Annotated in this window: 23 protein-coding genes and 1 tRNA gene; 17 read left to right on the top strand and 7 right to left on the bottom strand. The window is 71.5% G+C overall.

What is annotated here, in order from left to right; all coding sequences use genetic code 11:
* Positions 1–19: 19 nt before the first annotated feature.
* Positions 20–1,108: a class I SAM-dependent methyltransferase gene (locus AC0680_RS08940; protein WP_478626152.1), complete on the bottom strand. Its 1,089-nt coding sequence runs from the start codon at positions 1,106–1,108 to the stop codon at positions 20–22.
* Between the two features lie 147 nt (positions 1,109–1,255).
* Here AC0680_RS08940 and AC0680_RS08935 point away from each other — a divergent pair, with 147 nt between their 5' ends.
* A complete protein-coding gene (locus tag AC0680_RS08935; RefSeq protein WP_478626150.1) occupies positions 1,256–1,447 on the top strand; it encodes a DUF1059 domain-containing protein in 192 nt (63 codons plus the stop codon).
* 20 nt (positions 1,448–1,467) lie between these two features.
* On the opposite strand, the gene AC0680_RS08930 is transcribed toward AC0680_RS08935, so the two are convergent.
* A complete protein-coding gene (locus tag AC0680_RS08930) occupies positions 1,468–2,232 on the bottom strand; it encodes a LysR substrate-binding domain-containing protein (RefSeq protein ID WP_478626149.1) in 765 nt (254 codons plus the stop codon).
* Between the two features lie 57 nt (positions 2,233–2,289).
* Here AC0680_RS08930 and AC0680_RS08925 point away from each other — a divergent pair, with 57 nt between their 5' ends.
* Positions 2,290–2,694 (top strand): DUF5997 family protein, encoded by a 405-nt coding sequence (locus tag AC0680_RS08925; protein WP_478626147.1) that lies wholly within the window; start codon positions 2,290–2,292, stop codon positions 2,692–2,694.
* Between the two features lie 76 nt (positions 2,695–2,770).
* Here the strand turns inward: AC0680_RS08925 and AC0680_RS08920 are convergent, their stop codons facing one another.
* Positions 2,771–3,910: a PP2C family protein-serine/threonine phosphatase gene (locus tag AC0680_RS08920; RefSeq protein ID WP_478626145.1), complete on the bottom strand. Its 1,140-nt coding sequence runs from the start codon at positions 3,908–3,910 to the stop codon at positions 2,771–2,773.
* A 151-nt stretch (positions 3,911–4,061) separates the two neighbouring features.
* On the opposite strand from AC0680_RS08920, the gene argC reads away from it, so the two are divergent.
* The 6 genes from argC (at position 4,062) to pstS (ending at position 10,299) form a co-directional block, all read left to right on the top strand.
* Entirely contained in the window at positions 4,062–5,090 is a 1,029-nt protein-coding gene (argC, locus tag AC0680_RS08915; protein WP_478626144.1) for an N-acetyl-gamma-glutamyl-phosphate reductase, read from the top strand.
* Between the two features lie 76 nt (positions 5,091–5,166).
* Positions 5,167–6,321 (top strand): bifunctional glutamate N-acetyltransferase/amino-acid acetyltransferase ArgJ, encoded by a 1,155-nt coding sequence (gene argJ / locus AC0680_RS08910; RefSeq protein ID WP_478626142.1) that lies wholly within the window; start codon positions 5,167–5,169, stop codon positions 6,319–6,321.
* Positions 6,318–7,247, top strand: coding sequence for an acetylglutamate kinase (argB, locus tag AC0680_RS08905; protein ID WP_478626141.1), 930 nt, complete (start codon positions 6,318–6,320; stop codon positions 7,245–7,247). The genes argJ and argB overlap by 4 nt, the downstream gene beginning before the upstream one ends.
* Entirely contained in the window at positions 7,244–8,482 is a 1,239-nt protein-coding gene (locus AC0680_RS08900) for an acetylornithine transaminase (protein ID WP_478626139.1), read from the top strand. The genes argB and AC0680_RS08900 overlap by 4 nt, the downstream gene beginning before the upstream one ends.
* An 8-nt stretch (positions 8,483–8,490) precedes the next feature.
* Positions 8,491–9,033, top strand: a complete 543-nt coding sequence (locus AC0680_RS08895) for an arginine repressor (RefSeq protein ID WP_384428863.1) — start codon at positions 8,491–8,493, stop codon at positions 9,031–9,033.
* Between the two features lie 126 nt (positions 9,034–9,159).
* Entirely contained in the window at positions 9,160–10,299 is a 1,140-nt protein-coding gene (gene pstS / locus AC0680_RS08890) for a phosphate ABC transporter substrate-binding protein PstS (RefSeq protein WP_478626137.1), read from the top strand.
* A gap of 118 nt (positions 10,300–10,417) precedes the next feature.
* On the opposite strand, the gene AC0680_RS08885 is transcribed toward pstS, so the two are convergent.
* Positions 10,418–10,491, bottom strand: a tRNA-Pro gene (locus tag AC0680_RS08885).
* 143 nt (positions 10,492–10,634) lie between these two features.
* Between AC0680_RS08885 and AC0680_RS08880 the strand changes: the two genes are divergently transcribed.
* From AC0680_RS08880 to AC0680_RS08855, 6 genes are all read left to right on the top strand, one after another.
* Entirely contained in the window at positions 10,635–11,036 is a 402-nt protein-coding gene (locus tag AC0680_RS08880) for a DUF488 domain-containing protein (RefSeq protein ID WP_478626136.1), read from the top strand.
* Between the two features lie 116 nt (positions 11,037–11,152).
* Positions 11,153–12,346: an argininosuccinate synthase gene (locus AC0680_RS08875; RefSeq protein ID WP_384428872.1), complete on the top strand. Its 1,194-nt coding sequence runs from the start codon at positions 11,153–11,155 to the stop codon at positions 12,344–12,346.
* A 121-nt stretch (positions 12,347–12,467) separates the two neighbouring features.
* Positions 12,468–13,904, top strand: coding sequence for an argininosuccinate lyase (argH, locus tag AC0680_RS08870; RefSeq protein ID WP_478626134.1), 1,437 nt, complete (start codon positions 12,468–12,470; stop codon positions 13,902–13,904).
* A 156-nt stretch (positions 13,905–14,060) separates the two neighbouring features.
* Entirely contained in the window at positions 14,061–14,612 is a 552-nt protein-coding gene (locus tag AC0680_RS08865; protein WP_468976726.1) for a TetR/AcrR family transcriptional regulator, read from the top strand.
* Positions 14,609–16,204 carry an MFS transporter gene (locus tag AC0680_RS08860; protein ID WP_478626132.1) on the top strand — a complete coding sequence of 532 codons (1,596 nt, stop codon included), beginning with the start codon at positions 14,609–14,611 and terminating at the stop codon, positions 16,202–16,204. The genes AC0680_RS08865 and AC0680_RS08860 overlap by 4 nt, the downstream gene beginning before the upstream one ends.
* Positions 16,205–16,452: 248 nt before the next feature.
* Complete coding sequence (locus AC0680_RS08855; protein WP_478626130.1) at positions 16,453–18,420, top strand: bifunctional metallophosphatase/5'-nucleotidase; 1,968 nt, start codon at positions 16,453–16,455, stop codon at positions 18,418–18,420.
* A 76-nt stretch (positions 18,421–18,496) separates the two neighbouring features.
* Here AC0680_RS08855 and AC0680_RS08850 read toward each other — a convergent pair whose 3' ends face one another.
* Positions 18,497–19,165 carry a lysophospholipid acyltransferase family protein gene (locus tag AC0680_RS08850; RefSeq protein ID WP_478626128.1) on the bottom strand — a complete coding sequence of 223 codons (669 nt, stop codon included), beginning with the start codon at positions 19,163–19,165 and terminating at the stop codon, positions 18,497–18,499.
* A 307-nt stretch (positions 19,166–19,472) separates the two neighbouring features.
* On the opposite strand from AC0680_RS08850, the gene AC0680_RS08845 reads away from it, so the two are divergent.
* Complete coding sequence (locus AC0680_RS08845) at positions 19,473–20,618, top strand: glycerophosphodiester phosphodiesterase (protein WP_478626127.1); 1,146 nt, start codon at positions 19,473–19,475, stop codon at positions 20,616–20,618.
* A 251-nt stretch (positions 20,619–20,869) separates the two neighbouring features.
* Positions 20,870–21,373, top strand: coding sequence for a GNAT family N-acetyltransferase (locus tag AC0680_RS08840; protein ID WP_478626125.1), 504 nt, complete (start codon positions 20,870–20,872; stop codon positions 21,371–21,373).
* A gap of 54 nt (positions 21,374–21,427) precedes the next feature.
* Here AC0680_RS08840 and AC0680_RS08835 read toward each other — a convergent pair whose 3' ends face one another.
* Positions 21,428–21,862 carry a hypothetical protein gene (locus AC0680_RS08835; RefSeq protein WP_478626123.1) on the bottom strand — a complete coding sequence of 145 codons (435 nt, stop codon included), beginning with the start codon at positions 21,860–21,862 and terminating at the stop codon, positions 21,428–21,430.
* Position 21,863: 1 nt separating this feature from the next.
* Positions 21,864–22,223, bottom strand: coding sequence for a hypothetical protein (locus AC0680_RS08830; RefSeq protein WP_478626122.1), 360 nt, complete (start codon positions 22,221–22,223; stop codon positions 21,864–21,866).
* 70 nt (positions 22,224–22,293) lie between these two features.
* On the opposite strand from AC0680_RS08830, the gene AC0680_RS08825 reads away from it, so the two are divergent.
* On the top strand, positions 22,294–22,941 hold the full coding sequence (locus AC0680_RS08825; protein ID WP_478626120.1) for an HAD-IA family hydrolase: 648 nt from the start codon (positions 22,294–22,296) through the stop codon (positions 22,939–22,941).
* The last annotated feature ends 266 nt before the right edge of the window (positions 22,942–23,207 follow it).

The raw sequence follows: 23,207 nt of genomic DNA, 5'->3' as shown, positions 1-23,207 counted from the left end.
CCGGGCGCGTCAGGCGCTACTAACGCCCGACGGCATAGACGCGGTTGACCGGGCTCTCGGCCGCCAGCCGCCAGTGGTGGAGTCCGGCTTCGTCCGCGATGTCCCGCAGGGCCTCCTCGCCCGCGTGGTTCCCCAGCGCCTGCGGACCGTGCTGGGCCAGCGCGGACGGCAGGCACACGGCGACCGAGGCGGCGGTGATGGCCCGGCCGACCGGGTTGGCGTTCTCCGCCACGTTCGCCGAGGCGTTCGGCTCGACGATCATGCAGGTCCCGCCGTCGGCGAGCGCGTGCTCGGCGTGCCGCAGCGCGCCGCCGGGGTCGCCGATGTCGTGCAGGCAGTCGAAGAACGTGATCAGGTCGAAGTCCTCGCCCGGGAAGTCCTGGGCGGTGGCGACCTCGAAGCCGACCCGGTCGTCCAGCCCCTGCTCGGCCGCGATGCCGCGGGCCGCTTCGATCGACGGCCGGTGGAAGTCGAAGCCCTGGAAGTGCGACCGGGGGAAGGCCTGCGCCATGAGCGTCGTGGAGTAGCCGTAGCCGCATCCGACGTCCGCGACGAGGGCGCCGCGCTCCAGCTTCTGCACCACGCCGTCCAGCGCGGTCAGCCACTCCGGCACCAGCGCGGCTCGGTATCCGGGCCGGAAGAACTCCGCGGTGCCGTCGAACAGCGCCGGGCCGTGTTCCTCCCACCCCACGCCCTCACCGGTGCGGAACGCCTCCATCAGGCTGTCCTCGGTGGCGTAGAGGGCCTGCATCATGGTGAAGAAACCGGCGGCGTAGGTGGGCGCTCCCGGGTCCGCGAGGACCGCGGCGTGCTCGTCGGGCAGCTCGTAGGTGTCGGTGGCGGCCGCATGCGTGACGTACTCGCCGGCCACCTGGGCGGCGAGCCATTCGCGCACATAGCGCTCCACGAGCCCGGTGCGCTCCGCGAGCTGTGCGGAGGTGAGCGGACCGGCGCCGGCCATGGCCGAGTACAGGCCCAGCCGGTCGCCGAGCGAGGTGCACAGACCGGCGACCGCGGCCCCGCCGTCGGTGATCACACGCTCCAGGAACTCCTGCACACGCCCCTCGTCCACAGTGCTCCCGCGGTCGGCCCCGGCGGCCCTCGCCATCCCTCCCACCTCCTTGCCTTCTCCCTCTTGTCTCACTACCGCTCATCTCCCACTGCAGCAGCACGGTCACCCCTCGCGCCATACGGGATTCGCCGTATGCGGAGGGCGGGCGCCACGGGCCGAGACTGGGAGAGGAGGAGGTGCACCATGCGCAAGAAGATCGACTGCCGGGACTTCCCGAGCGAGACGAACTGCAGCCTCGTCATCTCCGGTGAGGAGGAAGAGGTGGTCCGCGCCGCCAGCGAGCACGCGGTCTCCGTCCACGGCCACACCGACAGCCCCGAACTGCGCGAGCAGATCAGGTCGACGCTGAAGAACGAGATGCCGCAGCACGCCTGAGGCGCGGCCGGCGGCGGGCCCTACGACCGGCGGCGGGGCTTACCGCGCTTGCCGCCGCCCCGTGAACCGCCGGCAGTGCCGCGCGAGGTCTTCCCGGCCGACTTGCCGGCCGCGGGCTTGCGCCGCGCGCCGCCGGTGTCGGGGCGCTTGGCCTTGGGCTGCGCGGGAGTCGGGCGGCGCCCCCGCGAGCTGTTGACGGTCCGCCCGCGGACGATCCCGATGAAGTCCTCCACCAGGTCGGTGGTCTCCTCCTGCGGCCACGACAGCGCCACGCGCGAGGCGGGAGCGTCCAGGACCGGACGGTAGGTCAGGTCCTTGCGGTGGTGCAGCCGGGCCAGCGACTGCGGGACGACGAGCACGCCCACTCCGGCCGCCACCAGTGCGATGGCGTCCGCCGTCGTGGCGGGGCGCTCGATGGCGGGCCGCCCCGGCAGGCGCTCCCAGTCGAGGGTGTCGTCGAGGGGGTGCAGCACGATCTCGTCGGCCAGATCCTCGGCCGAGACCTCGTCGACCGCCGCCACGAGGTGGTCCTTGGGGACCACGACCACCGTCGTCTCGGTGTAGAGCGGGATCGCGCTGAGGTCGTCCCGGTCGACCGGCAGCCGTACGAAACCCGCGTCGGCGTCGCCGCCCCGCAGGACCTCGCACGCCTCGGCGGCGGGCACCCCGATGAGGGTCAGGGGGATGTCGGGCAGCCGCTCGTTCCAGATCCGCACCCACTTCGTGGGCGTCACTCCCGGGACGTAGGCGAGCCGGAACGAGGGGGATTCTTCCGAGCCGGTCACCGCACCAGGCTACCGGTCGTGGTCAGAGGCGGTGCACACGCTCGATACCCTTGACACATGACGTCGCACAAGACCGCCCAGACGATGAAGCCCGCGACCGCGGCGAAGAAGCTGGGCGTGTACCTCGAGGCCACCCCCGCCGAGTTCCAGGAGGGTGTCGTCTCGCGCACCGAGCTGAACGCCCTGCAGGCCGATCCGCCCGAGTGGCTGCAGGAGCTGCGACGCAACGGCCCGCACCCCCGGCCGGTGGTCGCGGCGAAGCTGGGCGTGTCCATCTCGGGTCTCGCCCGCGGCGGGGTCACCGAGCCGCTCACCACGGAGCAGATCGAGGCGCTCAAGGAGGAGAGCCCCGACTGGCTGCAGAAGGAGCGCGCCACCCAGGCCGAGGTCCGCAAGGAAGCCGTGCGCATCAAGGAGAAGAACGCCGCCCGGGCCGCCGAGCCCGACGCCCCGCGTTCCTGACCCCGCCTGCCGGGACACCCCCGGCCCGCTCACCGGCGCCGCCGGGCCCGCCGCCGGTCCGCGGGAGCCGGGCCGGCTATCGGGGCGCCTGGTCGTCCAGCCGGTCGACGACCAGCAGCGCGGCATCGTCCGCCAGGTGGCCCCTGGTGTGCTGGACCAGCCCCTGGTGCAGGTACTCCAAGAACTCCGGCGGAGGGCAGGCGGGCGCCGCTTCCATGGCCTCGGGGAGGGCGAAGAAGCCGTTGTCGCGGTCGCGGGCCTCGATCACGCCGTCGGTGTGCAGCAGCAGGCGGTCGCCGGGCGGGAACGGATAGCTCTCCGCCTTGGCGGGAGGGCCGGTGATGAAGTCCTCCAGTCCCAGGGGCGGCAGCGGCGAGGCGGGCATCAGCGCCTGCACCTCGCCCTGCCGCAGCACGAGCGGCGGCGGGTGGCCGCGGTTGACCAGCTGGACGACGGGCATGTCGGGCACCTGGGCGATCAGCGCGGTGACGAACCCCTCGGCCAGTGACTCCGCGTCGCCCGCACCGGGCCCGGCCTTCTCCCGTTGCAGTGCGGCCGCGCAGTGGTTCATGACCTCCACGAGGTCGTCCTCGTAGTGCACGGCCTCCCGGAACGCGCCCAGCACGGCGGCGGCGCCCCGCACGGCGGGCAGCCCCTTGCCCCGTACGTCCCCCACGATCATCCGGACCCCGTACCGGGTCTGCACGGCCTCGTAGAGGTCGCCGCCGATCTGCGCCCCGGTCTCCGCCGCGAGGTACATGCCGGCCGCCCGTACCGGGCCCAGCCGGGCGGGGACCGGACGCATCAGGACCTCCTGCGCCGCCGCGGCGATCCGGCGGACCTGGTCGAGTTCGCTCGCCCGGCGCGTGTGCATGGCGCTGCTGGTCGCGATGCTGGCCGCGGACACCAGGAAGATGGCCAGGAAGTTGGTGTAGACCTGCTGGCTGCCCCATGCCTGGTTGTGGGTGGCGGTGGCCACACTGACGGCCAGCGCGACACACGCCGCCGAGACCGTCCCCTTGGGCCCCATCGTCACCGCGGCCAGCGCCGGCGTCGCGGTGAGCAGCGGGCCCGTGTACAGAAAGTGCGCGGGCGAGAACTCGATGCCCACCACGAGCAGGGCGATCGCGAAGGGCACGCACTGCGCGACGGCGAAGAGGGCCCGGCCGTGACCGCCGGCTTCCGGTCGAGAAGGTGCGCGGAGGGGAGACCGCATGGGTACAGCCTGCCTCGCCGAGGTGGAGTGCTCTACTCAGCGCTCATGCGGCCCCGGTCCCCGGTCCCCGGTGCGACCGAGCGGCCCGACCTCAGGGCATTGCATAAAACTGCTGTATTCCGTATAGTCATGCCATCAAGGAGGAGGGTCCATGACGGTACGAGCGGCAGTGGCCGGTGCGAGCGGGTATGCGGGGGGTGAGGTGCTGCGCCTGCTTCTGGGGCACCCGGAGGTCGAGATCGGCGCGCTGACCGGGCACTCCAACGCGGGGCAGCGTCTGGGTTCGCTGCAGCCGCATCTGCTCCCGCTGGCCGACCGGGAGCTCCAGCCGACCTCCGCCGAGGTGCTGGCCGGCCATGACGTCGTCTTCCTCGCGCTGCCGCACGGCCAGTCCGCCGCGGTCGCCGAGGAGCTCGGGCCGGACGTCCTCGTCGTCGACATGGGCGCCGACTTCCGGCTCAAGGACGCGGCGGACTGGCAGCGGTTCTACGGCAGTGAGCACGCCGGCACCTGGCCCTACGGCCTCCCCGAACTGCCGGGTTGCCGTGCTGCGCTGGAGGGGTCCAAGCGCATCGCGGTGCCCGGTTGCTACCCGACCGCCGTCTCGCTCGCGCTCTTCCCCGCGTACGCCGCCGGGCTCGTCGAGGCCGAGGCCGTGGTCGTCGCCGCGTCCGGTACGTCCGGCGCCGGCAAGGCCGCCAAGCCGCATCTGCTCGGCTCGGAGGTCATGGGCTCGATGTCCCCGTACGGCGTGGGCGGCGTGCACCGGCACACCCCCGAGATGATCCAGAACCTCGGCGCGGTCGCGGGGGAGCCGGTCACCGTCTCCTTCACCCCGACCCTGGCGCCGATGCCGCGCGGCATCCTCGCCACCTGCTCGGCGAAGGCGAAGCCCGGCGTGGACGCCGCCGTCGTACGGGCCGCGTACGACAAGGCCTTCGCCGACGAGCCGTTCGTCCGGCTGCTCCCCGAGGGGCAGTGGCCGGCGACCGCCGCCGTCTACGGCTCCAACGCCGCGCAGATCCAGGTGGCGTACGACGAGGCGGCCGGCCGGGTCATCGTGATCAGCGCCATCGACAACCTCACCAAGGGCACCGCGGGCGGCGCCCTGCAGTCCATGAACATCGCCCTCGGTCTCGACGAGGCCACCGGACTTTCGACGATCGGAGTCGCGCCGTGAGCGAGCGCAGCGAGGGAACAGTTGAGAGGTGCGTGCGACGCTCATGCGTCCGCGCCGAGCGGAGCGAGGCCACAGCATGAGTGTGACGGCAGCCAAGGGATTCACGGCGGCGGGCATCGCCGCCGGGATCAAGGACAACGGCAACCCGGACCTCGCCCTCGTGGTGAACAACGGGCCGCGACAGGCCGCCGCCGGCGTCTTCACCTCCAACCGCGTCAAGGCCGCCCCGGTCGTCTGGTCCGAGCAGGTCCTCAAGGGCGGCACGGTCTCCGCCGTCGTCCTCAACTCCGGTGGCGCCAACGCCTGCACGGGCCCGCTCGGTTTCCAGGACACCCACGCCACCGCGGAGAAGGTCGCCGAGGTGCTCGACGGGCACAGCGCCGGCGAGGTGGCCGTCGCCTCCACGGGGCTGATCGGCATCCGGCTCCCGATGGACAAGCTGCTGGCCGGAGTCGAGCGGGCCGCCGCCGAACTGAGCGAGCACGGCGGCGAGAAGGCCGCCATCGCCATCAAGACGACCGACAGCGTGCACAAGACCGCCGTGGCCCAGGGCGACGGCTGGACCGTCGGCGGCATGGCCAAGGGCGCCGGCATGCTCGCCCCGGGCCTGGCCACCATGCTCGTCGTGCTCACCACCGACGCCGACGTGCCCTTTGCCGGCCTCGACGCGGCACTGCGGGCCGCCACCCGCACCACCTTCGACCGGGTCGACTCCGACGGCTGCATGTCCACCAACGACACCGTCCTGCTGCTCGCCTCCGGCGCCTCCGGTGTCGTACCGGACCAGGACGCCTTCGCCGAGGCCGTGCGCACGGTCTGCGACGACCTCGCCCGGCAGCTGATCGGGGACGCCGAGGGCGCGAGCAAGGACATCCGCATCGAGGTGGTCAACGCCGCCAGCGAGGACGACGCCGTCGAGGTCGGCCGCTCCATCGCCCGCAACAACCTCCTCAAGTGCGCCATCCACGGCGAGGACCCCAACTGGGGCCGGGTGCTCTCCGCCATCGGCACCACCTCCGCGGTCTTCGAGCCCGACCAGCTCAACGTCGCCATCAACGACGTCTGGGTCTGCAAGAACGGCTCGGTGGGCGAGGACCGCGACCTGGTCGACATGCGCTACCGGGAGGTGCGGATCACCGCCGACCTCGCCGCCGGCACCGAGTCCGCGGTCATCTGGGCCAACGACCTCACCGCCGACTACGTCCACGAGAACAGCGCGTACTCGTCATGAGCGCCCGTAAGCACACCGCGCTGCCCAAGGCCCGCACCCTGATCGAGGCGCTGCCCTGGCTGACCCGGCACCACGGCAAGACCGTCGTCATCAAGTTCGGCGGCAACGCGATGGTCGACGAGGACCTCAAGCGGGCCTTCGCCCAGGACGTGGTCTTCCTGCGGCACGCCGGCCTGCGCCCGGTCGTGGTGCACGGCGGCGGCCCGCAGATCAGCGCCCAGCTGGACCTGCTCGGCCTGGAGTCGGAGTTCAAGGGCGGCCTTCGGGTCACCACGCCCGAGGCGATGAACGTCGTACGGATGGTGCTCGCCGGCCAGGTGCAGCGGGAGCTCGTCGGCCTGCTCAACGAGCACGGCCCGCTCGCCGTCGGCATGACCGGCGAGGACGCCCATCTGATGACCGCGACCAAGCACTACGCCGACATAGACGGCGAGCGGGTGGACATCGGCCGGGTCGGCGAGATCACCGCCATCGACCCCGGGGCGGTGCACGCCCTGCTGGACGACGGCCGGATCCCGGTGATCTCCTCCATCGCCCGCAGCAGCGACGACGAGGACCTCGCCGCCGGCCAGTCCGGCATCTTCAACGTCAACGCCGACACCGCCGCGGCCGCGCTGGCCGCCGCGCTCGGCGCCGAGACGCTGATGGTGCTCACCGACGTGGAGGGCCTCTACGAGGACTGGCCGAACAGCGACGAGGTGATCTCCCGCCTGACCGCCAGCGAACTGGAGCAGCTGCTGCCCGACCTGGCCAGCGGCATGGTTCCCAAGATGCGGGGCTGTCTGCACGCCGTCCGCAACGGGGTGCACACCGCCCGGGTCATCGACGGGCGGGTCCAGCACTCGATCCTGCTGGAGATCTTCACCGATGAAGGAATCGGCACGATGGTCGTGCCGGACACGAACACGATCGAGGGGGCGACGTGACCCGGGCGGCACACGACCAGGCGGCGGCGGTGACCAACGAGGGCCTCACCCGGCGCTGGCAGGGCGCCATGATGGACAACTTCGGCACCCCCCGCATCCCGCTCGTACGCGGTGAGGGCGCCAAGGTGTGGGACGCCGACGGCAAGGAGTACCTCGACTTCCTCGGGGGCATCGCGGTCAACGCGCTCGGCCACGCCCACCCCGCGGTGGTCCGTGCGGTCTCCGACCAGGTCGCCACGCTCGGCCACGTCTCGAACTTCTTCGTCGCCGAGCCCACCGTGACGCTCGCCGAGCGGCTGCTCGCGCTGGCCGGCCGTCCGGGCCGGGTCTACTTCTCCAACTCCGGCGCCGAGGCCAACGAAGCCGCCTTCAAGATCGGCCGGCTGACCGGGCGCACCCACATGGTCTCCACGGTCGGCGGCTTCCACGGCCGCACGATGGGCGCCCTCGCCCTCACCGGCCAGCCCGCCAAACAGGCCCCGTTCGCCCCGCTGCCCGGCGAGGTCGACTACGTCCCGTACGGGGACGCCGACGCCCTGCGCGCCGCCGTGACCACCGACACCGCATTCGTCATCCTGGAGCCGGTCCAGGGCGAGAACGGCGTCGTCGTCCCGCCGCCCGGCTACCTCCAGGCCGCCCGCGAGATCACCGCCGCCACCGGCACCCTGCTGGTCCTGGACGAGATCCAGACCGGTATCGGCCGGACCGGGCACTGGCTGGAGTCCCGGGCCCAGGGCGTCGAGGCGGACATCGTCACGCTCGCCAAGGGCCTCGGCGGCGGTCTGCCGATCGGCGCCACGCTGGCGTTCGGCCCGGCCGCCGACCTGCTCACGCCCGGGTCGCACGGCTCGACGTTCAGCGGCAACCCCGTCGTCTGCGCCGGCGCCCTCGCCGTCCTCGACACCATCGAGAAGGACGGCGTCCTGGAGAACGTCACACGGGTCGGCGAACGGCTGCGCAAGGGGATCGAGGCGCTGGGGCACCCATTGGTCGGCCAGGTCCGCGGCGTGGGCCTGCTCCTCGGTATCGTCTTGACGGAGTCCCTCGCGCCCCAGGTGCAGCAGGCGGCTCAGGACGCGGGTCTCCTGGTGAACGCGGTCGCGCCGGACGTCATCCGGCTCGCCCCGCCGCTCATCGTCTCGGACGAGGAAGCGGAGGTGTTCCTCCGGAGGCTCCCCGCCGTCCTCAACACGGCCCTCCAAGGGGCCCACGGGGAACAACGATCCGGAGACTGACGAGACCGATGACCGAGCCGCAGGACAACGAGGTGCACAACGGCGGGCAGGCAGTGCCGCAGACCCGTACCGCCCGCCACCGCCGGATCGTGGACATCCTCAACCGGCTGCCGGTGCGCTCCCAGAGCCAGCTCGCGAAGCTGCTCGCCGACGACGGACTGTCCGTCACCCAGGCGACCCTCTCGCGCGACCTGGACGAGCTGGGCGCGGTGAAGATCCGCAACACCGGTGGTGAGCTGATCTACGCGGTGCCCAGTGAGGGCGGCGACCGCACGCCGCGGGCGCCGCTGGGCGAGTCGGCCAAGGAGGAGCGGATGCGCCGCCTCTCCGGCGAACTCCTCATCTCCGCCGAGGCCTCCGCCAACCTCGTGGTCCTGCGCACCCCGCCGGGTGCCGCGCAGTTCCTGGCCTCCGCCATCGACCAGGCCGAACTGCACGACATCCTCGGCACCATCGCCGGCGACGACACCCTGATGCTCATCAGCCGCGACCCGGCGGGCGGCCAGGCGCTCGCGGACCATCTGCTGAGGCTGGCGCAGAAGGCGCACTGACCCCACCCGGCCTCACCCGGCCGCCCAAATCACCCTTAGTGTTAAAAAGTGTGCATATAGTTACGGAGGTCTCATCACCCTCGACTGCGCCGGCCGCGCCCGGTCCGCAGGAAGGAGCGCCGGCGAGTGAAGCCTCTGTGCAAGGGCGGGCCGCGCGTCAGGGCGATCGGGGCGCTGGTGGCCTGCGGCGCCCTGGCCCTGACGGCCTGCAGTGCGAACGCCACCTCCAGCCCCTCCACGGCATCGCCCGGCACCGCCACCAAGACCTCCACCGGGGCCTCCGGGATCGCCTGCGGCGCGGCGGCCAGTCTGCGGGCATCCGGCTCGACGGCGCAGCAGTACGCCATGAAGTACTGGATCAAGAACTACACCCGGGCCTGCCCCGACACCAAGATCGACTACACCGGCAACGGCTCGGGAGCCGGTCAGGACGAGTTCCTCCAGGGCAAGACCGCCTTCGCGGGCTCGGACTCGCCGCTGTCCGGCGCGCAGATCGACCAGTCGGAGAAGGTCTGCCCCGGTGGTCACGCCGTCCACCTGCCGATGGTCGGCGGACCGATCGCGGTCGGCTACCACCTGCCCGGGGTCGACCGGCTGGTCCTCGACGCCCCCACGCTCGCCAAGATCTTCAACGGGCAGATCACCACCTGGAACGATTCGGCGATCGCCCGGCTCAACGAGGGCGTCAAGCTGCCGTCGACCCCCATCCGGCAGTTCCACCGCTCCGACTCCTCCGGTACGACGGACAACTTCACCGCCTACCTCGGCGCCGTCGCCCCGGATGCCTGGCCCTATGGGCACAGCAAGGAGTGGCAGGGCAAGGGCGGCACGGGCGTCGAGGGCTCCTCGGACCTCGCCGCCCAGGTGCAGCGGACCGCGGGCGCGATCGGCTACTTCGAGCTGCCGTACGCGGTCGCCCGCATGATCCGCACGGTCTCCCTCGACACCGGCGCGCCGGCCCCCGTCGACGCCAATGTGATCTCGGCGTCCCAGGCGATCGCCGGCGCCGAACCCGCCGGCGACTCCGACCTCGTCCTCAAGCTCGACTACACGACCAAGGCCCCGGGCGCGTACCCGATCGACGTGGTCACCTACGAGATCGTCTGCAACAAGGGCAACAAGTCCTCGACCTGGCCCGCCACCAAGGCGTTCCTGACCTATGTCGCCAGCCAGAAGGGCCAGGAGAACCTGACCTTCCAGGGCTATGCCACCCTCCCGGCCAAGGTCGTCGAGAAGGTCCGCACCGAGATCGGCGGCCTGTCGTGACCGGCGGCTGACGAGCCGCGGCGACCGGTACTGGTCGCGCCCCCGCCGCTTCGCCGGGCGGAACGGCAAAGGGTCCGTCGAACGGGATGATTCCCGTCCGACGGACCCTTTCGCACCGTCGGGACGACAGGATTTGAACCTGCGACCCCTTGACCCCCAGTCAAGTGCGCTACCAAGCTGCGCCACGTCCCGATGCTCGAACCGGCCGGAAGCTTCCCGGCCGGGGCGTGCAGAAGAAAAATACCCTGTCCCGGGCCATGAATCCAAAGCGGGGCCCCGGAGAGGGGTGCACCGGGCTCCCGGTGCGGGGGCGGCGCCCGTGGTTCGATGGGGTTATGGGTGAAATATCCGCTGGTGACGGGATCCGAGTGCGGCGGGTGTACGAGCCGCCCGAGGCCGCGGACGGTGCGCGGGTGCTGGTGGACCGCCTGTGGCCGCGCGGGCTGTCCAAGGAGGCCGCGCAGCTCTCCGAATGGTGCCGGGACGCGGCGCCCTCGTCCGAGCTGCGGCGCTGGTACGGCCATCAGGAGGAGCGGTTCGCGGACTTCGCCGAGCGCTACCGCCAGGAGCTGGAGGGCGAGGCCGCGCGGCGGGCGCTGGAGCGGCTGCGCGAGCGCGTCGCGCAGGGGCCGGTGACGCTGCTGACCGCGACCAAGCAGGTGCCCCTGAGTCATGTGGCGGTGCTCGTCGAGCTGCTGCGGGAGGGGGTGGAAACGGGGCCGGCGCAGGGGGAGTGAGGTCCGGGGTGGGGGGTTGGCGCGCCGCTGACCTGCGTATTCGCTACTGCGTTGACGAATCATACGGTGGAGTGCATACTTATACCCATCAGTGAATGCACCGTAAGGAGAATCCCGTGACCGAGCGCGTCGTACTCGCCTACTCGGGCGGCCTGGACACCTCCGTCTGCATCGGCTGGATCGCCGAGGAGACGGGCGCCGAGGTCATCGCCGTTGCCGTGGACGTCGGCCAGGGCGGCGAGGACCTGGACGTCATCCGCAAGCGCGCGCTCGCCTGCGGTGCGGTGGAGGCGGAGGTCGCCGACGCCAAGGACGAGTTCGCCGACGAGTACTGCCTCCCGGCGATCAAGGCCAATGCGCTGTACATGGACCGCTACCCGCTGGTCTCCGCCCTCTCCCGGCCGACCATCGTCAAGCACCTGGTCGCCGCCGCCAAGAAGCACGGCGCCACCACCGTCGCCCACGGCTGCACCGGCAAGGGCAACGACCAGGTCCGCTTCGAGGCCGGCATCTCCTCCCTCGCCCCCGACCTCAAGTGCATCGCGCCGGTCCGCGACTACGCGATGACGCGGGACAAGGCGATCGCCTTCTGCGAGGAGAAGAACCTCCCGATCGCCACGACCAAGAAGTCGCCGTACTCGATCGACCAGAACGTCTTCGGGCGGGCCGTGGAGACCGGCTTCCTGGAGGACATCTGGAACGCGCCGATCGAGGACGTGTACGAGTACACCGAGAACCCCGCCGTCGCACGGGAGGCCGACGAGGTCGTCATCACCTTCAAGGAAGGTGTGCCGGTGGCCATCGACGGCAAGCCCGTCACCGTCCTGCAGGCCATCCAGCAGCTCAACGAGCGGGCCGGCGCCCAGGGCATCGGCCGGATCGACATGGTCGAGGACCGGCTGGTCGGCATCAAGTCCCGCGAGGTCTACGAGGCGCCGGGCGCGATCGCCCTGATCACCGCGCACCAGGAGCTGGAGAACGTCACCGTCGAGCGCGAACTGGCCCGCTACAAGCGGCAGGTCGAGCAGCGCTGGGGCGAGCTGGTCTACGACGGCCTGTGGTTCTCGCCGCTCAAGCGGGCCCTGGACGGCTTCATCAACGAGGCCAACCAGCACGTCAGCGGTGACATCCGGATGACGCTGCACGGCGGCCGCGCCGTGGTCACCGGCCGGAAGTCGGACAAGTCGCTGTACGACTTCAACCTGGCGACGTACGACACCGGCGACACCTTCGACCAGTCGCTGTCGAAGGGCTTCATCGAGCTCTTCGGTATGTCCAGCAAGATCGCGGCCAAGCGCGACCTGGCCTGATCCCGTCCCGTCACCTTCGTACGGCAGCCGCCTCCCCGCCCCCGCGGCAGGGGGGCGGCTGCCGGGTCCGGCGGCGTCCCCCGGCGGCCCGCCGCCACAGCAGCCTTGAGGAGCAGAGCAAGTGAGCAACGGAAACAGCGGCGACGTCCGGCTCTGGGGCGGCCGTTTCGCCGACGGTCCGGCCGAGGCGCTGGCCCAGCTGTCCGCGTCGGTCCACTTCGACTGGCGACTGGCGCCGTACGACATCGCCGGCTCGCGCGCGCACGCCCGAGTGCTCCACAAGGCGGGCCTGCTCACCGAGGACGAGCTGACGCGCATGATCGCCGGCCTCGACCAGCTCGAAGCGGATGTCGCCGACGGCTCGTTCACCGGCACCGTCGCCGACGAGGACGTGCACACCGCCCTGGAGCGGGGGCTGCTGGAGCGGCTCGGCCCGGACCTCGGCGGCAAGCTGCGGGCCGGCCGGTCGCGCAACGACCAGGTCGCCACGCTCTTCCGGATGTACCTGCGCGACCACGCCCGGATCATCGGCGCGCTGGTCGCCGACCTCCAGGAGGCGCTGGTGGGGCTCGCCGAGGCCCACCCGGACGTCGCGATGCCGGGCCGCACCCATCTGCAGCACGCCCAGCCGGTGCTCTTCGCGCACCATGTGCTGGCGCATGTGCAGTCGCTGTCCCGGGACGCCGAGCGGCTGCGGCAGTGGGACGAGCGCACCGCCGTCTCCCCGTACGGCTCGGGCGCGCTGGCCGGCTCCTCGCTCGGCCTCGATCCGGAGGCGGTCGCCGCGGACCTCGGCTTCGAGCACGGCAGCGCGGGGAACTCCATCGACGGCACGGCCTCCCGGGACTTCGTCGCCGAGTTCGCCTTCATCACCGCGATGATCGGCGTGAACCTCTCCCGGATCGCCGAGGAGGTCATCATCTGGAACACGAAGGAGTTCTCCTTCGTGACCCTGCACGACGCCTTCTCGACCGGCTCGTCGATCATGCCGCAGAAGAAGAACCCGGACATCGCGGAGCTGGCGCGGGGCAAGTCGGGGCGTCTGATCGGCAATCTGACCGGGCTGCTGGCGACGCTCAAGGCGCTGCCGCTCGCGTACAACCGCGACCTGCAGGAGGACAAGGAGCCGGTCTTCGACTCCTGCGACCAACTGGAGGTACTGCTCCCGGCGTTCACCGGCATGATGGCCACCCTGACCGTCAACCGCGAGCGGATGGAGGAGCTGGCACCGGCGGGCTTCTCGCTGGCCACCGACATCGCGGAGTGGCTGGTCAAGCAGGGCGTGCCGTTCCGGGTGGCGCACGAGGTCGCGGGCTCCTGCGTCAAGGAGTGCGAGGCGCACGGCATCGAGCTGGACGAGCTCACCGACGAGCAGTTCGCCAAGATCTCCCCCCATCTGACCCCCGAGGTCCGCGGCGTGCTCAACGTCCCCGGCGCGCTCGCCTCGCGCAGCGGCCGCGGCGGCACCGCCCCCTCGGCGGTCGCGGTCCAGCTCGCCGAGGTGCGGGCCGATCTGCTGAAGCAGCAGGAGTGGGCGGCGGCCAAGCAGCCGCGGTAGGCAGGACAGGAGCCCGGCGACGGCCCGCACCCGGATGTGACCGGGTGCGGGCCGTCGGCCTTCCCGGGTGCTGCGGAGTCGTGCCGTCCGCCGCGGGGCGCGGTGAGCGCACCATGGGATGAGACATTCGTGTCTCATTCGGATAGTGTGTGTCTCATGGCCGTGGATCGTGCACACGTACTCAAGGAAGCCGCCGCGCTGCTCACTCGCCGGGCGACGACGTCGATGGACGAGATCGCCCGGGCCGCCGGTATCAGCCGCGCCACCCTGCACCGGCACTTCGCCGGGCGGGACGCCCTGATCAGAGCCCTGGAGGAACACGGGATCGCGCAGTTCGCGCAGGCCATGGACGCCGCGCGGCTGGACCAGGACGACGCGGCCGAGGCGCTGCGCCGGCTGATCGCCGAAGCCGAGCCGGTCGCCGCCGTACTCGCCTTCCTCTTCACCGAGAACCAGCTCTTCGAGGGCGGCGAGATCAACGCCGGCTGGGCGGAGCTCGACGCGCGGATCACCGCGCTCTTCCGCCGCGGCCAGGAAGAGGGCGACTTCCGGGTCGAACTGAGTGCCGCCTGGCTCACCGAGGCGTTCTACGGCCTGATCGGCGCCGGCGCCTGGGCCGTGCACGAAGGGCGGGTCGCCCGCAACGACCTCAACCACTCGATCGCCGAGCTGCTGCTCGGCGGCATCCGACGGAGCATGGAGAAATGACCGAGACCATAGCGTCAGGACGGGCCGGTTCGGCCCATGTGGACGACCAACCCCGCCCGGGCCGCTGGCTCGCGCTCGCCGTCCTCGTCCTGGCCGTACTCCTCGTCGGCGTCGACGCCACGGTCCTCGGCCTCGCCACCCCCTTCCTCAGCGAGGACCTGCGCCCCACCGGGCCCCAGCTGCTGTGGATCGGTGACATCTACTCCTTCGTCATCGCCGGCCTGCTGGTCTCCATGGGCAGCCTCGGCGACCGCATCGGCCGCAAGAAGCTGCTGCTGATCGGCTCCGTCGCCTTCGGCGCCATGTCGGTGCTCGCCGCCTACGCCACCAGCCCGGAGATGATGATCGTCGCGCGGGCGCTGCAGGGCGTGGCCGGTGCGACGCTGATGCCGTCCACCCTCGCGCTGATCCGCAACCTCTTCCACGACCCCAGGGAGCGCAGCCTGGCCATCGGCATCTGGGGCGCGATGGCCTCGGCCGGCATGGCCGTCGGGCCGGTCCTCGGCGGATTTCTGCTGGGGCACTTCTGGTGGGGTTCGGTCTTCCTGATCAACCTTCCGGTGATGGCGCTGCTGGTGGCCGTCGGCGCCAAGGTGATCCCGGAGTCGCGCAACCCCGACCCCGGGCCCTGGGACATTCCCAGCGTGCTGCTGGCCCTGGTGGGCATGGTCGCTGTCGTCTACGCCGTCAAGGAAGCGGCGGCGGTGGGCTACCGCTGGGAGATCGCCGTGGCGGCCGTCGTCGGTGTGCTCGCACTGTTCGTGTTCGTCCGCCGGCAGCTCACCCTCGCCTCGCCGCTGCTGAACATGAAGCTCTTTCACCACCGGGGGTTCACCGGGGCGGTGCTGGCGGATCTGCTGACCATCCTCGGCCTGTCCGGGCTGGTCTTCTTCCTCTCCCAGTTCCTCCAGATGGTGCAGCAGCGCTCGCCGCTGAACGCCGGGCTGGTCGAACTCCCGGCCGCGGTCGGCGCGGTGGGCGCCGGTCTGGCCGCCGGATGGGTCGCCCGGCGGCTGTCCGTACGGCTCGTGGTGGCCGGCGGGCTGGCCATGGTCGGGCTCTCGCTCGTCGGCTGCACCACGCTGCACGCCGACACCGGCACCGCGGCGATGTGCGTGATCCTCTTCGTCGTCGGCGTGGGCGCCGGCTTCTCGTTCACGGTCACCGCCGATGTGATCCTCTCCAGCGTGCCCAAGGAAGAGGCGGGTGCCGCCTCCGCGGTCTCCGAGACGGCCTACGAACTGGGCGCCGCGCTCGGCATCGCCCTGCTCGGCTCCATCGTCACCGGCATCTACCGGGGCTTCGCCACCCCGCCCGGTGTGCCGGAAGGCTTTGCCGACGCCGCCCGCGAATCGCTCGGCGGCGCCGTCGAGACGTCCGACCAGCTGCCCGCCGACCAGGCCTCGGCGCTGCTGGCAGCCGCCCAGGACTCGTTCGTGGACGGAGTGGACGTCGCCGCCGGAGTGGCCGCGGTGGTGCTGCTGGGCGCGGCCGCCGCCGCCTGGTTCCTGCTCCGCGGCCAGGAGCTGGCCGACAGCCCGGCCGCCGCCGAGGCCGCCGACCTCCCCGCCGACCAGACGTCGCGCGGCTGATCCGCCGTCACCGGGGGCCGGCGCGGCGTACGGCCGATCCGCCGGATGGCGGGCGCGCGCCCGCCCCCAGGGCGTGTCTTGTGGATCACGTCGCCCCGCACCCGCGATGATCAACAGGACACGCCCTGGGGGCGACTGTCCCCCGCCCGTTCACGCCCGGTACGCGCCTTGGTGACCGGCCGTCCCGCGCGGCTCGGTTGACTCTCCGGTCGTCCCCCTACGGACGGCCCGCTCAGGAGAGTGACGCAGTGCGCGACATCGGACGACGGTCCTTCTTCACCGCCGCGGGGGCCCTGGCCACCGCGAGCGCCATCGGCAGCGACGCCTACGCCACCGGCCACGCCCGCGACGCGGGCACCGCCGACGAGTACGTCGACGTCCAACTCCTCAACATCACCGATCTGCACGGCTATCTGCAGGGCGCGCCCGGCGCCCACTCCGTCATCACCGGCGCCGGCGGCAAGCAGTACACCGTCGGCGGCGTGGCCTACATGGCGGCTCACCTGGAACGGCTGCGCGACGGCCGCCGCAACTCCCTGTTCTTCGCGCCCGGTGACCTCTTCTCCGGCTGGGAGTTCGACGCCGCCGCCTTCGCCGACGAGCCCACCATCGAGGCGCTCAACGCCATGGGCATGGACTTCGCCTCGGCCGGCAACCACGAGTTCGACAAGTCGGCGACGTTCCTGACGTCGCACATGGAGGACGGCGACGGCTTCCCGGTCGTCGGACGCGACGACGACTTCGAGGACTCCACCGGCCGCCGGTTCCGGGGCGCGAAGTTCCCCTACTACAGCGCCAACATCGTGTGGAACGCCAGCGGCGAACTCGTCCTGCCGCCGTACAACATCGAGTACGTGGACGCCGGTGGCGGCCGCCGGCTGCCGGTCGGCTTCATCCATCTGACCGCCATCGGCACCGAGTCCTTCCCCGGCTCCTACCAGCCCGGACTGCGCACCCTGGACGAGCTGGAGGCCGCCAACCGCTGCGCCAAGGAACTCAAGTCACGCGGTGTCAACGCGATCGTCCTCAGCGTGCACGACGGCGCGGTGGCCGGCAGCGACTTCTCCAGCGGCAAGAACCCCTCGGGGCCCGCCTACGAACTGGCCCTGCGCGCCTCCCCGGACATCGACGCCATCGTCACCGGCCACTGGCACAACGCCTTCACCATGATGCTGCCCGACCCCGAGGGCACCCCCCGCCCGTTCGTCGAGGCCGGCTGCTACGGCCAGCTCGTCAACGAGATCAACCTGCGCCTCGACCCGGACACCGGAGCGGTGATCCGGGAGCTGACCACCTCCGTCAACCACCCCAACACCCGTGATGTGACACCGGACCCGGAGCTGCGGTCGATCGCCGCGTACTGGGCGAACTACGGCTCCCGGCGCGCCAGCAGCAGGGTCGGGACCCAGACCGCCTCCTTCACCCGGCGGCGCAACGAGGTGGGGGAGTCCACCATGGGCAACCTCGTCGCCGACTGGGCGCTGTGGGCGGGCCGGCAGCCGCTCGGCCCGATGGACGACCCCGCCGACCACCCCAACACCCCCGCGGAACTCGCCGTCATCGCGGTCGCCCCACGCGTCGGGCAGGCCGTGATCGCCGGCGATCTGATCCGCGACGAGGCGGCGGACGGCGCCGTCACCTTCGGACAGGCCTGGAACGCCGTCGGCTTCGGCGACCCCATCATGACCGTCACCGTCACCGGCCGGCAGATCCACGACGCGCTGGAGGAGCAGTGGGCGCCGACCGCCGGCGGCAGCCTCGGCTTCTCGCCGCTGGCGGTCTCCGGCAACGTGCGCTACACCTTCGACGCCGCGGGAAAGGTCGGCCGGCGGATCGACCCGGCCGAGGTGTTCATCGACGGTGCCGCACTCGACCTCGGCCGCCGCTACCGGCTCGCCGCACCCTCCTACACCCTCATCAACCAGGACGGCTTCAGCGCCTTCACCGGGTTCACCGCACCGGTCCGGCACACCCGCGACTTCGAGAGCTTCATCACCTTCGTGCGCACCAGGAAGCTGTTGGAGCCCGCGCCGCTGAACCGGGTCTCGGCCAGGAACACCCAGGCGCCCGGCGCCCGTACCGGCGAGGTCGCCCAGCGCCAGCAACTCCTCCACGGCAGCGGCCTGGTACCGCGGCCCGAGGTGGCGCTGCGCACCGCGCGCACCGGCGGTACCGAGGGCCAGCGCGCGCACCGCGACTTCCGGGTTCCCTGCTGACCGGCGCGGGTCCGGACAGCGCGACGGGCCCCGTCCCAGGAGCGGACGGGGCCCGTCGCGGTGGCCGGCCGACGGGTCAGGCGGCCCTGGCCTTGGTGGCGTACATGTCGACGTACTCCTGGCCGGACAGCTCCATGACGTCGCTCATCACCTCGTCGGTGACGGCCCGCAGGACGTAGCGGTCGCGGTCCATACCGTCGTAGCGGGAGAAGTCCAGCGCCTCACCGAAGCGGATGGTGACCGGGGCGATGCGCGGACGGCCCTTGCCGCCGGGCTGCACCTTGTCCGTACCGATCATCGCGAACGGGACGACGGGCGCGCCGGTCATCAGGGCGAGCCGGGCGATGCCCGTACGGCCGCGGTAGAGCCGGCCGTCGGGGGAGCGGGTGCCCTCGGGGTAGATGCCGAAGGCCTTGCCCTGCTCCAGGACCCGGCGGCCGGTCATCAGCGCCGCCACCCCGCCGTGGCCGCCGTCCCGGTCCACCGGGATCATGCCGGCGCTGGTGAAGAACCAGGCCATCAGGCGGCCCTTGACGCCCTTGCCGGTGACGTACTCGTCCTTGCCGATGAAGTACACCGGGCGCTTGACCACCAGGCTCAGGAACATCGAGTCGATGAAGGTGACGTGGTTGCCGGCCAGGATCACCGGTCCGGTCGCCGGAATGCGCTCCATGCCCTCGACCTGGGGGCGGTACAGGACACGCATGACGAATCCAAGGATCGCCTTCAGCACAATGCGGGACAACGGGCCCTCCGGGTCGTGGCTGGTCAACGTCGAGCGGGAGCAGAACTCTGCAGCCCAGGACCATACTCGCGGGTTACTCCCGCGCGCACATCGGGTTCATGAGGTCGATACGCACAGTTGACTCACGGTTGATGTGTGTTACCACCATGTTCCCCCCGAAGTCGTCGTGCGTCTCCCCGGCATGACCCGTCCGTGCTTACGATCGGCCCGGTTCCGCGGGCAGGTGCGCAACACGCCTTGACGCATCCCGGAAAACACCCGGAAGCACCCGGAACCCCACCGAAGAACGCAATCAAGGAGCGTGGGTATGCACAAGCGGCAGCAGCCGGGACGTCGGACGGTGCTGGGGGCGGCGGCCGCCCTCGGCGCGGGGGCGGCGATGTTCGGCGGGGCCGGCCAGGCGAGCGCGAGCGGGCGCGACGGCACGGCCGGGGAGCGGCTGCCGGTCCCGTTGGTCGTCGGCCACCGCGGCGCCTGCGGCTACCGTCCCGAACACACCCTCGGCTCGTACCAACTGGCCCTCGACATGGGCGCGGACGTCATCGAGCAGGACCTCGTCCCCACCAAGGACGGGCATCTGGTCTGCCGGCACGAGAACGACATCACGGCCACCACCGATGTCGCCGACCGCCACGAGTTCGCCGGCCGTAAGACCACCAAGACCGTTGACGGCAAGAAGCTCACCGGCTGGTTCACCGAGGACTTCACGCTCACCGAGCTGAAGACCCTGCGCGCCAAGGAGCGCATACCGGACGTCCGCCAGCACAACACCCTCTACAACGGACACTGGGAGGTGCCCACCTTCGAAGAGGTCCTCCAGTGGGCCGAGCGCGAGGGACGCAGGCGCGGCCGCCACATCTGGCTCTACATCGAGACCAAGCACCCCACCTACTTCCGCAAGCTGGGCCTGGGCATCGAGGAGCCGCTCGCCAAGTTGCTGCGCCGGTACGGGCGGCACCACACGCACTCCCCGAACTTCCTGCAGTCCTTCGAGCCCAGCAGCCTCCAGCGGCTCGGCAAGCTGGGCCTGCGCTGCCCGAAGGTCCTCCTGCTCGACGAGCCGACCGTCAAGCCCTGGGACTTCGTGGAGGCCGGTGACCCGCGCACCACGGCCGATCTGCTCAAGCCCGAGGGGCTCAAGTGGGTCTCCGGCTTCGCCCAGGGCATCGGCCCCTGGCTGCCGCAGATCATCGCGCAGGACGACAAGGGCAAGCTCGGCAAGCCCACCACCCTCGTCCGCGACGCGCACGCCGAGGGCCTGGTCGTCCACCCGTACACGCTGCGCAACGAGAACAGCTTCCTGCCACTGGACTTCCAGGTCGGCAAGGACCCCGCCGCGTACGGCCACTCCCTCGACTACCTCAAGAAGCTTTTCGCGACCGGCATCGACGGGATCTTCTCCGACAACCCCGACACCGCGCTGCTGGCCGCCGAGGAGTTCCGCAAGCGCTGATCTTGCATTCGAAGGCGCTCGGCGCCTTACGGGCCGGCACCAGCACCCTGGATTCTCATTTGAGTTGGGAATGTCACAGGCGAGCTGGCTGCCGGTCCGTTCCGTTCGTCCCGATCGCCTGCGCAGAATGCTCACGGCGGCGATTGCCGCCGCCACATTCCGGGGAGTCCGGAAGTCAGGGCACCACGTCCGGGCGCACCCCTCTCACCCTCAGCGCGCCCGGGCCAACCGACAAGGGGAGGCATACGGGCATGGGCACGAGTGTGACCATCTCTGCGGCGACCGACCAGGACGCCGAGCAGATCCTCAAACTGCAGTACCTCTGCTACCAGACGGAGGCCGCGCTGTACGACGACTACGGCATCGAGCCGCTCACCCAGACCCTCCAGGCGCTGCGCGCCGAACTGAGCGAGGGCTGCGTCGTGGTGGCCCGGCTCGGCGAGGAGGTGGTCGGCTCCGTGCGCGGCACGGTCGACGCGGACGGCACCGCGCGGATAGCCAAGCTCATCGTGCACCCCCGGCTGCAGCGGCACGGCCTGGGCGGCCGGCTGCTGGCCGCGGTCGAGGAGCGGCTGGCGGCCGAGCGGGCGGCCCGGCGCTTCCAGCTGCTGACCGGCCACCGCAGCGAGGGCAACCTCCGGCTCTACCGCAGCCACGGCTACGCGCCGGTGGGCACCGAGCAGCTCACCCAGCGGCTGAGCATGGTCACCCTGGAGAAGGAGGCCGCGGCCGAGGAGTTCGCGGCCCAGGCCTAGCGGGACGGGAACGGGCCCGCGCGACGCCGGGCCCGTACACCGAACCGCGGCCGCCTACGCGCTGCGCGCCCGGCGCAGCCACAGCATCCCGGTGACCGGCAGCAGGACGGGGATGAAGAGGTAGCCCATCCCGTAGTCCGACCAGACCGTGGCGTCCGGGAAGGCGGACGGCTCGATCAGCGTCCAGGTGCCCACGGTCAGCACTCCCACGAGCTCCGCGGCGCAGCACACCAGCGCCGCCCTGCAGGCCGCCTCCCCGCCGCGGACGAGTGAGTAGGTGATGAAGCCGTAGACCAGGCCGGCCAGCGCGGACAGGGTGTACGCGAGCGGGGCGCGGTCGAAGTCCGTGGCGATCTGGACGACGGAGCGCGACACGGCGCCGACGACCATCACGCCGTACAGCCAGACCAGCAGGATGCCCGGGCCGCCGATCAGCTTCCGGCGGGTGCGCGGCGCGCCCTCCTCGGCGGCGTTGTCGGTCGCCGTCACCTCAGCCTCCCCAGATGTCGAACAGGCGCACTTCGAGCACGGCCAGGACCACGCCGCCCGCGGCGACCGTCGCCGAGCCCCAACGGGTGCGCTCCGCAAGGGACATGAACCCCGCCGCCGGAACGCAGGCGAAGGCGCCGAGCAGATACGCCACGAAGATCGTCGTGCCCTGCTCCGGCTTCTCGCCGCGCGCCAACTGGACGATGCCGATGATCAGCTGGACCACGGCCAGCAGCGACACCACGGCCATGCCGATGAAGTGCCAGTCCTTGGTCTGCTGGTCTCGGTAGGCGGCGAAACCGCACCAGGCGGCGAGCGCGAGCGCGGCGACGCTGGTCGCGACCGTCAGGGCATCAAGCATGCGCAGACCCTATTACGGGCCAAAAGACCCGATGCGCCCACCCCCGGGGTCGCCCGTAGGCTCGGGCACCATGAAGATTCACGCGGACGCCCTCCTCTTCGACAACGACGGCACACTGATCTCCTCGATCGAGTCCGTGAACCGCTGCTGGGCCCGGTGGGCCGGGGAGTACGGCATCACCGCGGAGGAGTTCGCCCGGATCGAGCTGCACGGCCGCCCGGCGGTCGAGATCGTCGCCGATCTGCTGCCCGCGGACCAGGTCCCGGCGGCGCTGGCCCGGATCGAGCAGCTGGAGGTCGAGGACGTCGCCGGGGGAGTGGTGCGGCTGCCCGGTACCCGCGCCCTGCTGGAGAGCCTGCCCGCCGAGCGCTGGGCCGTGGTCACCTCCGCCACCCTGCGGCTGGCCGAGGCCCGGCTGGCGCAGGCCGGCATCCGCCCCAAGACCCTGATAGCCGCCGACGACGTCCGCCGCGGCAAGCCGGACCCGGAGCCGTATCTGCTCGCGGCCGAGCGGCTCGGCGTGGACCCGGCCCGCTGCGTGGTCTTCGAGGACGCGCCGGCCGGGCTGGCGGCGGGGCGCGCGGCGGGGATGGTGACCGTGGCGTTGACCACAACGCACCGGGCCGACGAGCTGTCCGCCGATGTCCTGGTTCCGGACCTTTCGGCGATATCCGCGCAGGCCACGGACCGGGCGGTGGAGATCACCGTCGCGCCGTGAGGAGCTGTCCACGGGCCGGTCGGGCCTGTCCGGTATGCGGACACGCTTGATCGGTCCATACCGCCGTCTGGTTTACTTGCCGCCATGACCACGACGAGCTGCCGCACCCCTGCGACCGAGGCGGAAATGACGCCCGGTGCTCGTCGCATGTGTCGAATGTGTGACCGCTGAGGGCCCCCGCCTGTGTCTCGCGCCCCGAAGCGAGACCCTGCTGCCATGAGCCGTACGTCGATCCCCGACGCCATCGGCCGCCCCGCGTCACCGGA

It is taken from the genome of Streptomyces sp. NPDC043738 (genome assembly GCF_056436545.1).
Note: the sequence above shows the minus strand (reverse complement) of the source record. Positions and strands in the feature narration are given on the sequence as shown.

Excerpts from the sequence above, each read along its gene's own strand:
- AC0680_RS08880 (WP_478626136.1), top strand. The coding sequence starts at position 10,635 with ATGGGTGAAATATCCGCTGGTGACGGGATCCGAGTGCGGCGGGTGTAC.
- AC0680_RS08925 (WP_478626147.1), top strand. The coding sequence starts at position 2,290 with ATGACGTCGCACAAGACCGCCCAGACGATGAAGCCCGCGACCGCGGCG.
- AC0680_RS08920 (WP_478626145.1), bottom strand. The coding sequence starts at position 3,910 with ATGCGGTCTCCCCTCCGCGCACCTTCTCGACCGGAAGCCGGCGGTCAC.
- AC0680_RS08865 (WP_468976726.1), top strand. The coding sequence starts at position 14,061 with ATGGCCGTGGATCGTGCACACGTACTCAAGGAAGCCGCCGCGCTGCTC.
- AC0680_RS08935 (WP_478626150.1), top strand. The coding sequence starts at position 1,256 with ATGCGCAAGAAGATCGACTGCCGGGACTTCCCGAGCGAGACGAACTGC.
- AC0680_RS08830 (WP_478626122.1), bottom strand. The coding sequence starts at position 22,223 with ATGCTTGATGCCCTGACGGTCGCGACCAGCGTCGCCGCGCTCGCGCTC.
- argB (WP_478626141.1), top strand. The coding sequence starts at position 6,318 with ATGAGCGCCCGTAAGCACACCGCGCTGCCCAAGGCCCGCACCCTGATC.
- AC0680_RS08825 (WP_478626120.1), top strand. The coding sequence starts at position 22,294 with ATGAAGATTCACGCGGACGCCCTCCTCTTCGACAACGACGGCACACTG.
- argJ (WP_478626142.1), top strand. The coding sequence starts at position 5,167 with ATGAGTGTGACGGCAGCCAAGGGATTCACGGCGGCGGGCATCGCCGCC.
- AC0680_RS08840 (WP_478626125.1), top strand. The coding sequence starts at position 20,870 with ATGGGCACGAGTGTGACCATCTCTGCGGCGACCGACCAGGACGCCGAG.
- AC0680_RS08895 (WP_384428863.1), top strand. The coding sequence starts at position 8,491 with ATGACCGAGCCGCAGGACAACGAGGTGCACAACGGCGGGCAGGCAGTG.
- AC0680_RS08860 (WP_478626132.1), top strand. The coding sequence starts at position 14,609 with ATGACCGAGACCATAGCGTCAGGACGGGCCGGTTCGGCCCATGTGGAC.
- AC0680_RS08940 (WP_478626152.1), bottom strand. The coding sequence starts at position 1,108 with ATGGCGAGGGCCGCCGGGGCCGACCGCGGGAGCACTGTGGACGAGGGG.
- AC0680_RS08845 (WP_478626127.1), top strand. The coding sequence starts at position 19,473 with ATGCACAAGCGGCAGCAGCCGGGACGTCGGACGGTGCTGGGGGCGGCG.
- argC (WP_478626144.1), top strand. The coding sequence starts at position 4,062 with ATGACGGTACGAGCGGCAGTGGCCGGTGCGAGCGGGTATGCGGGGGGT.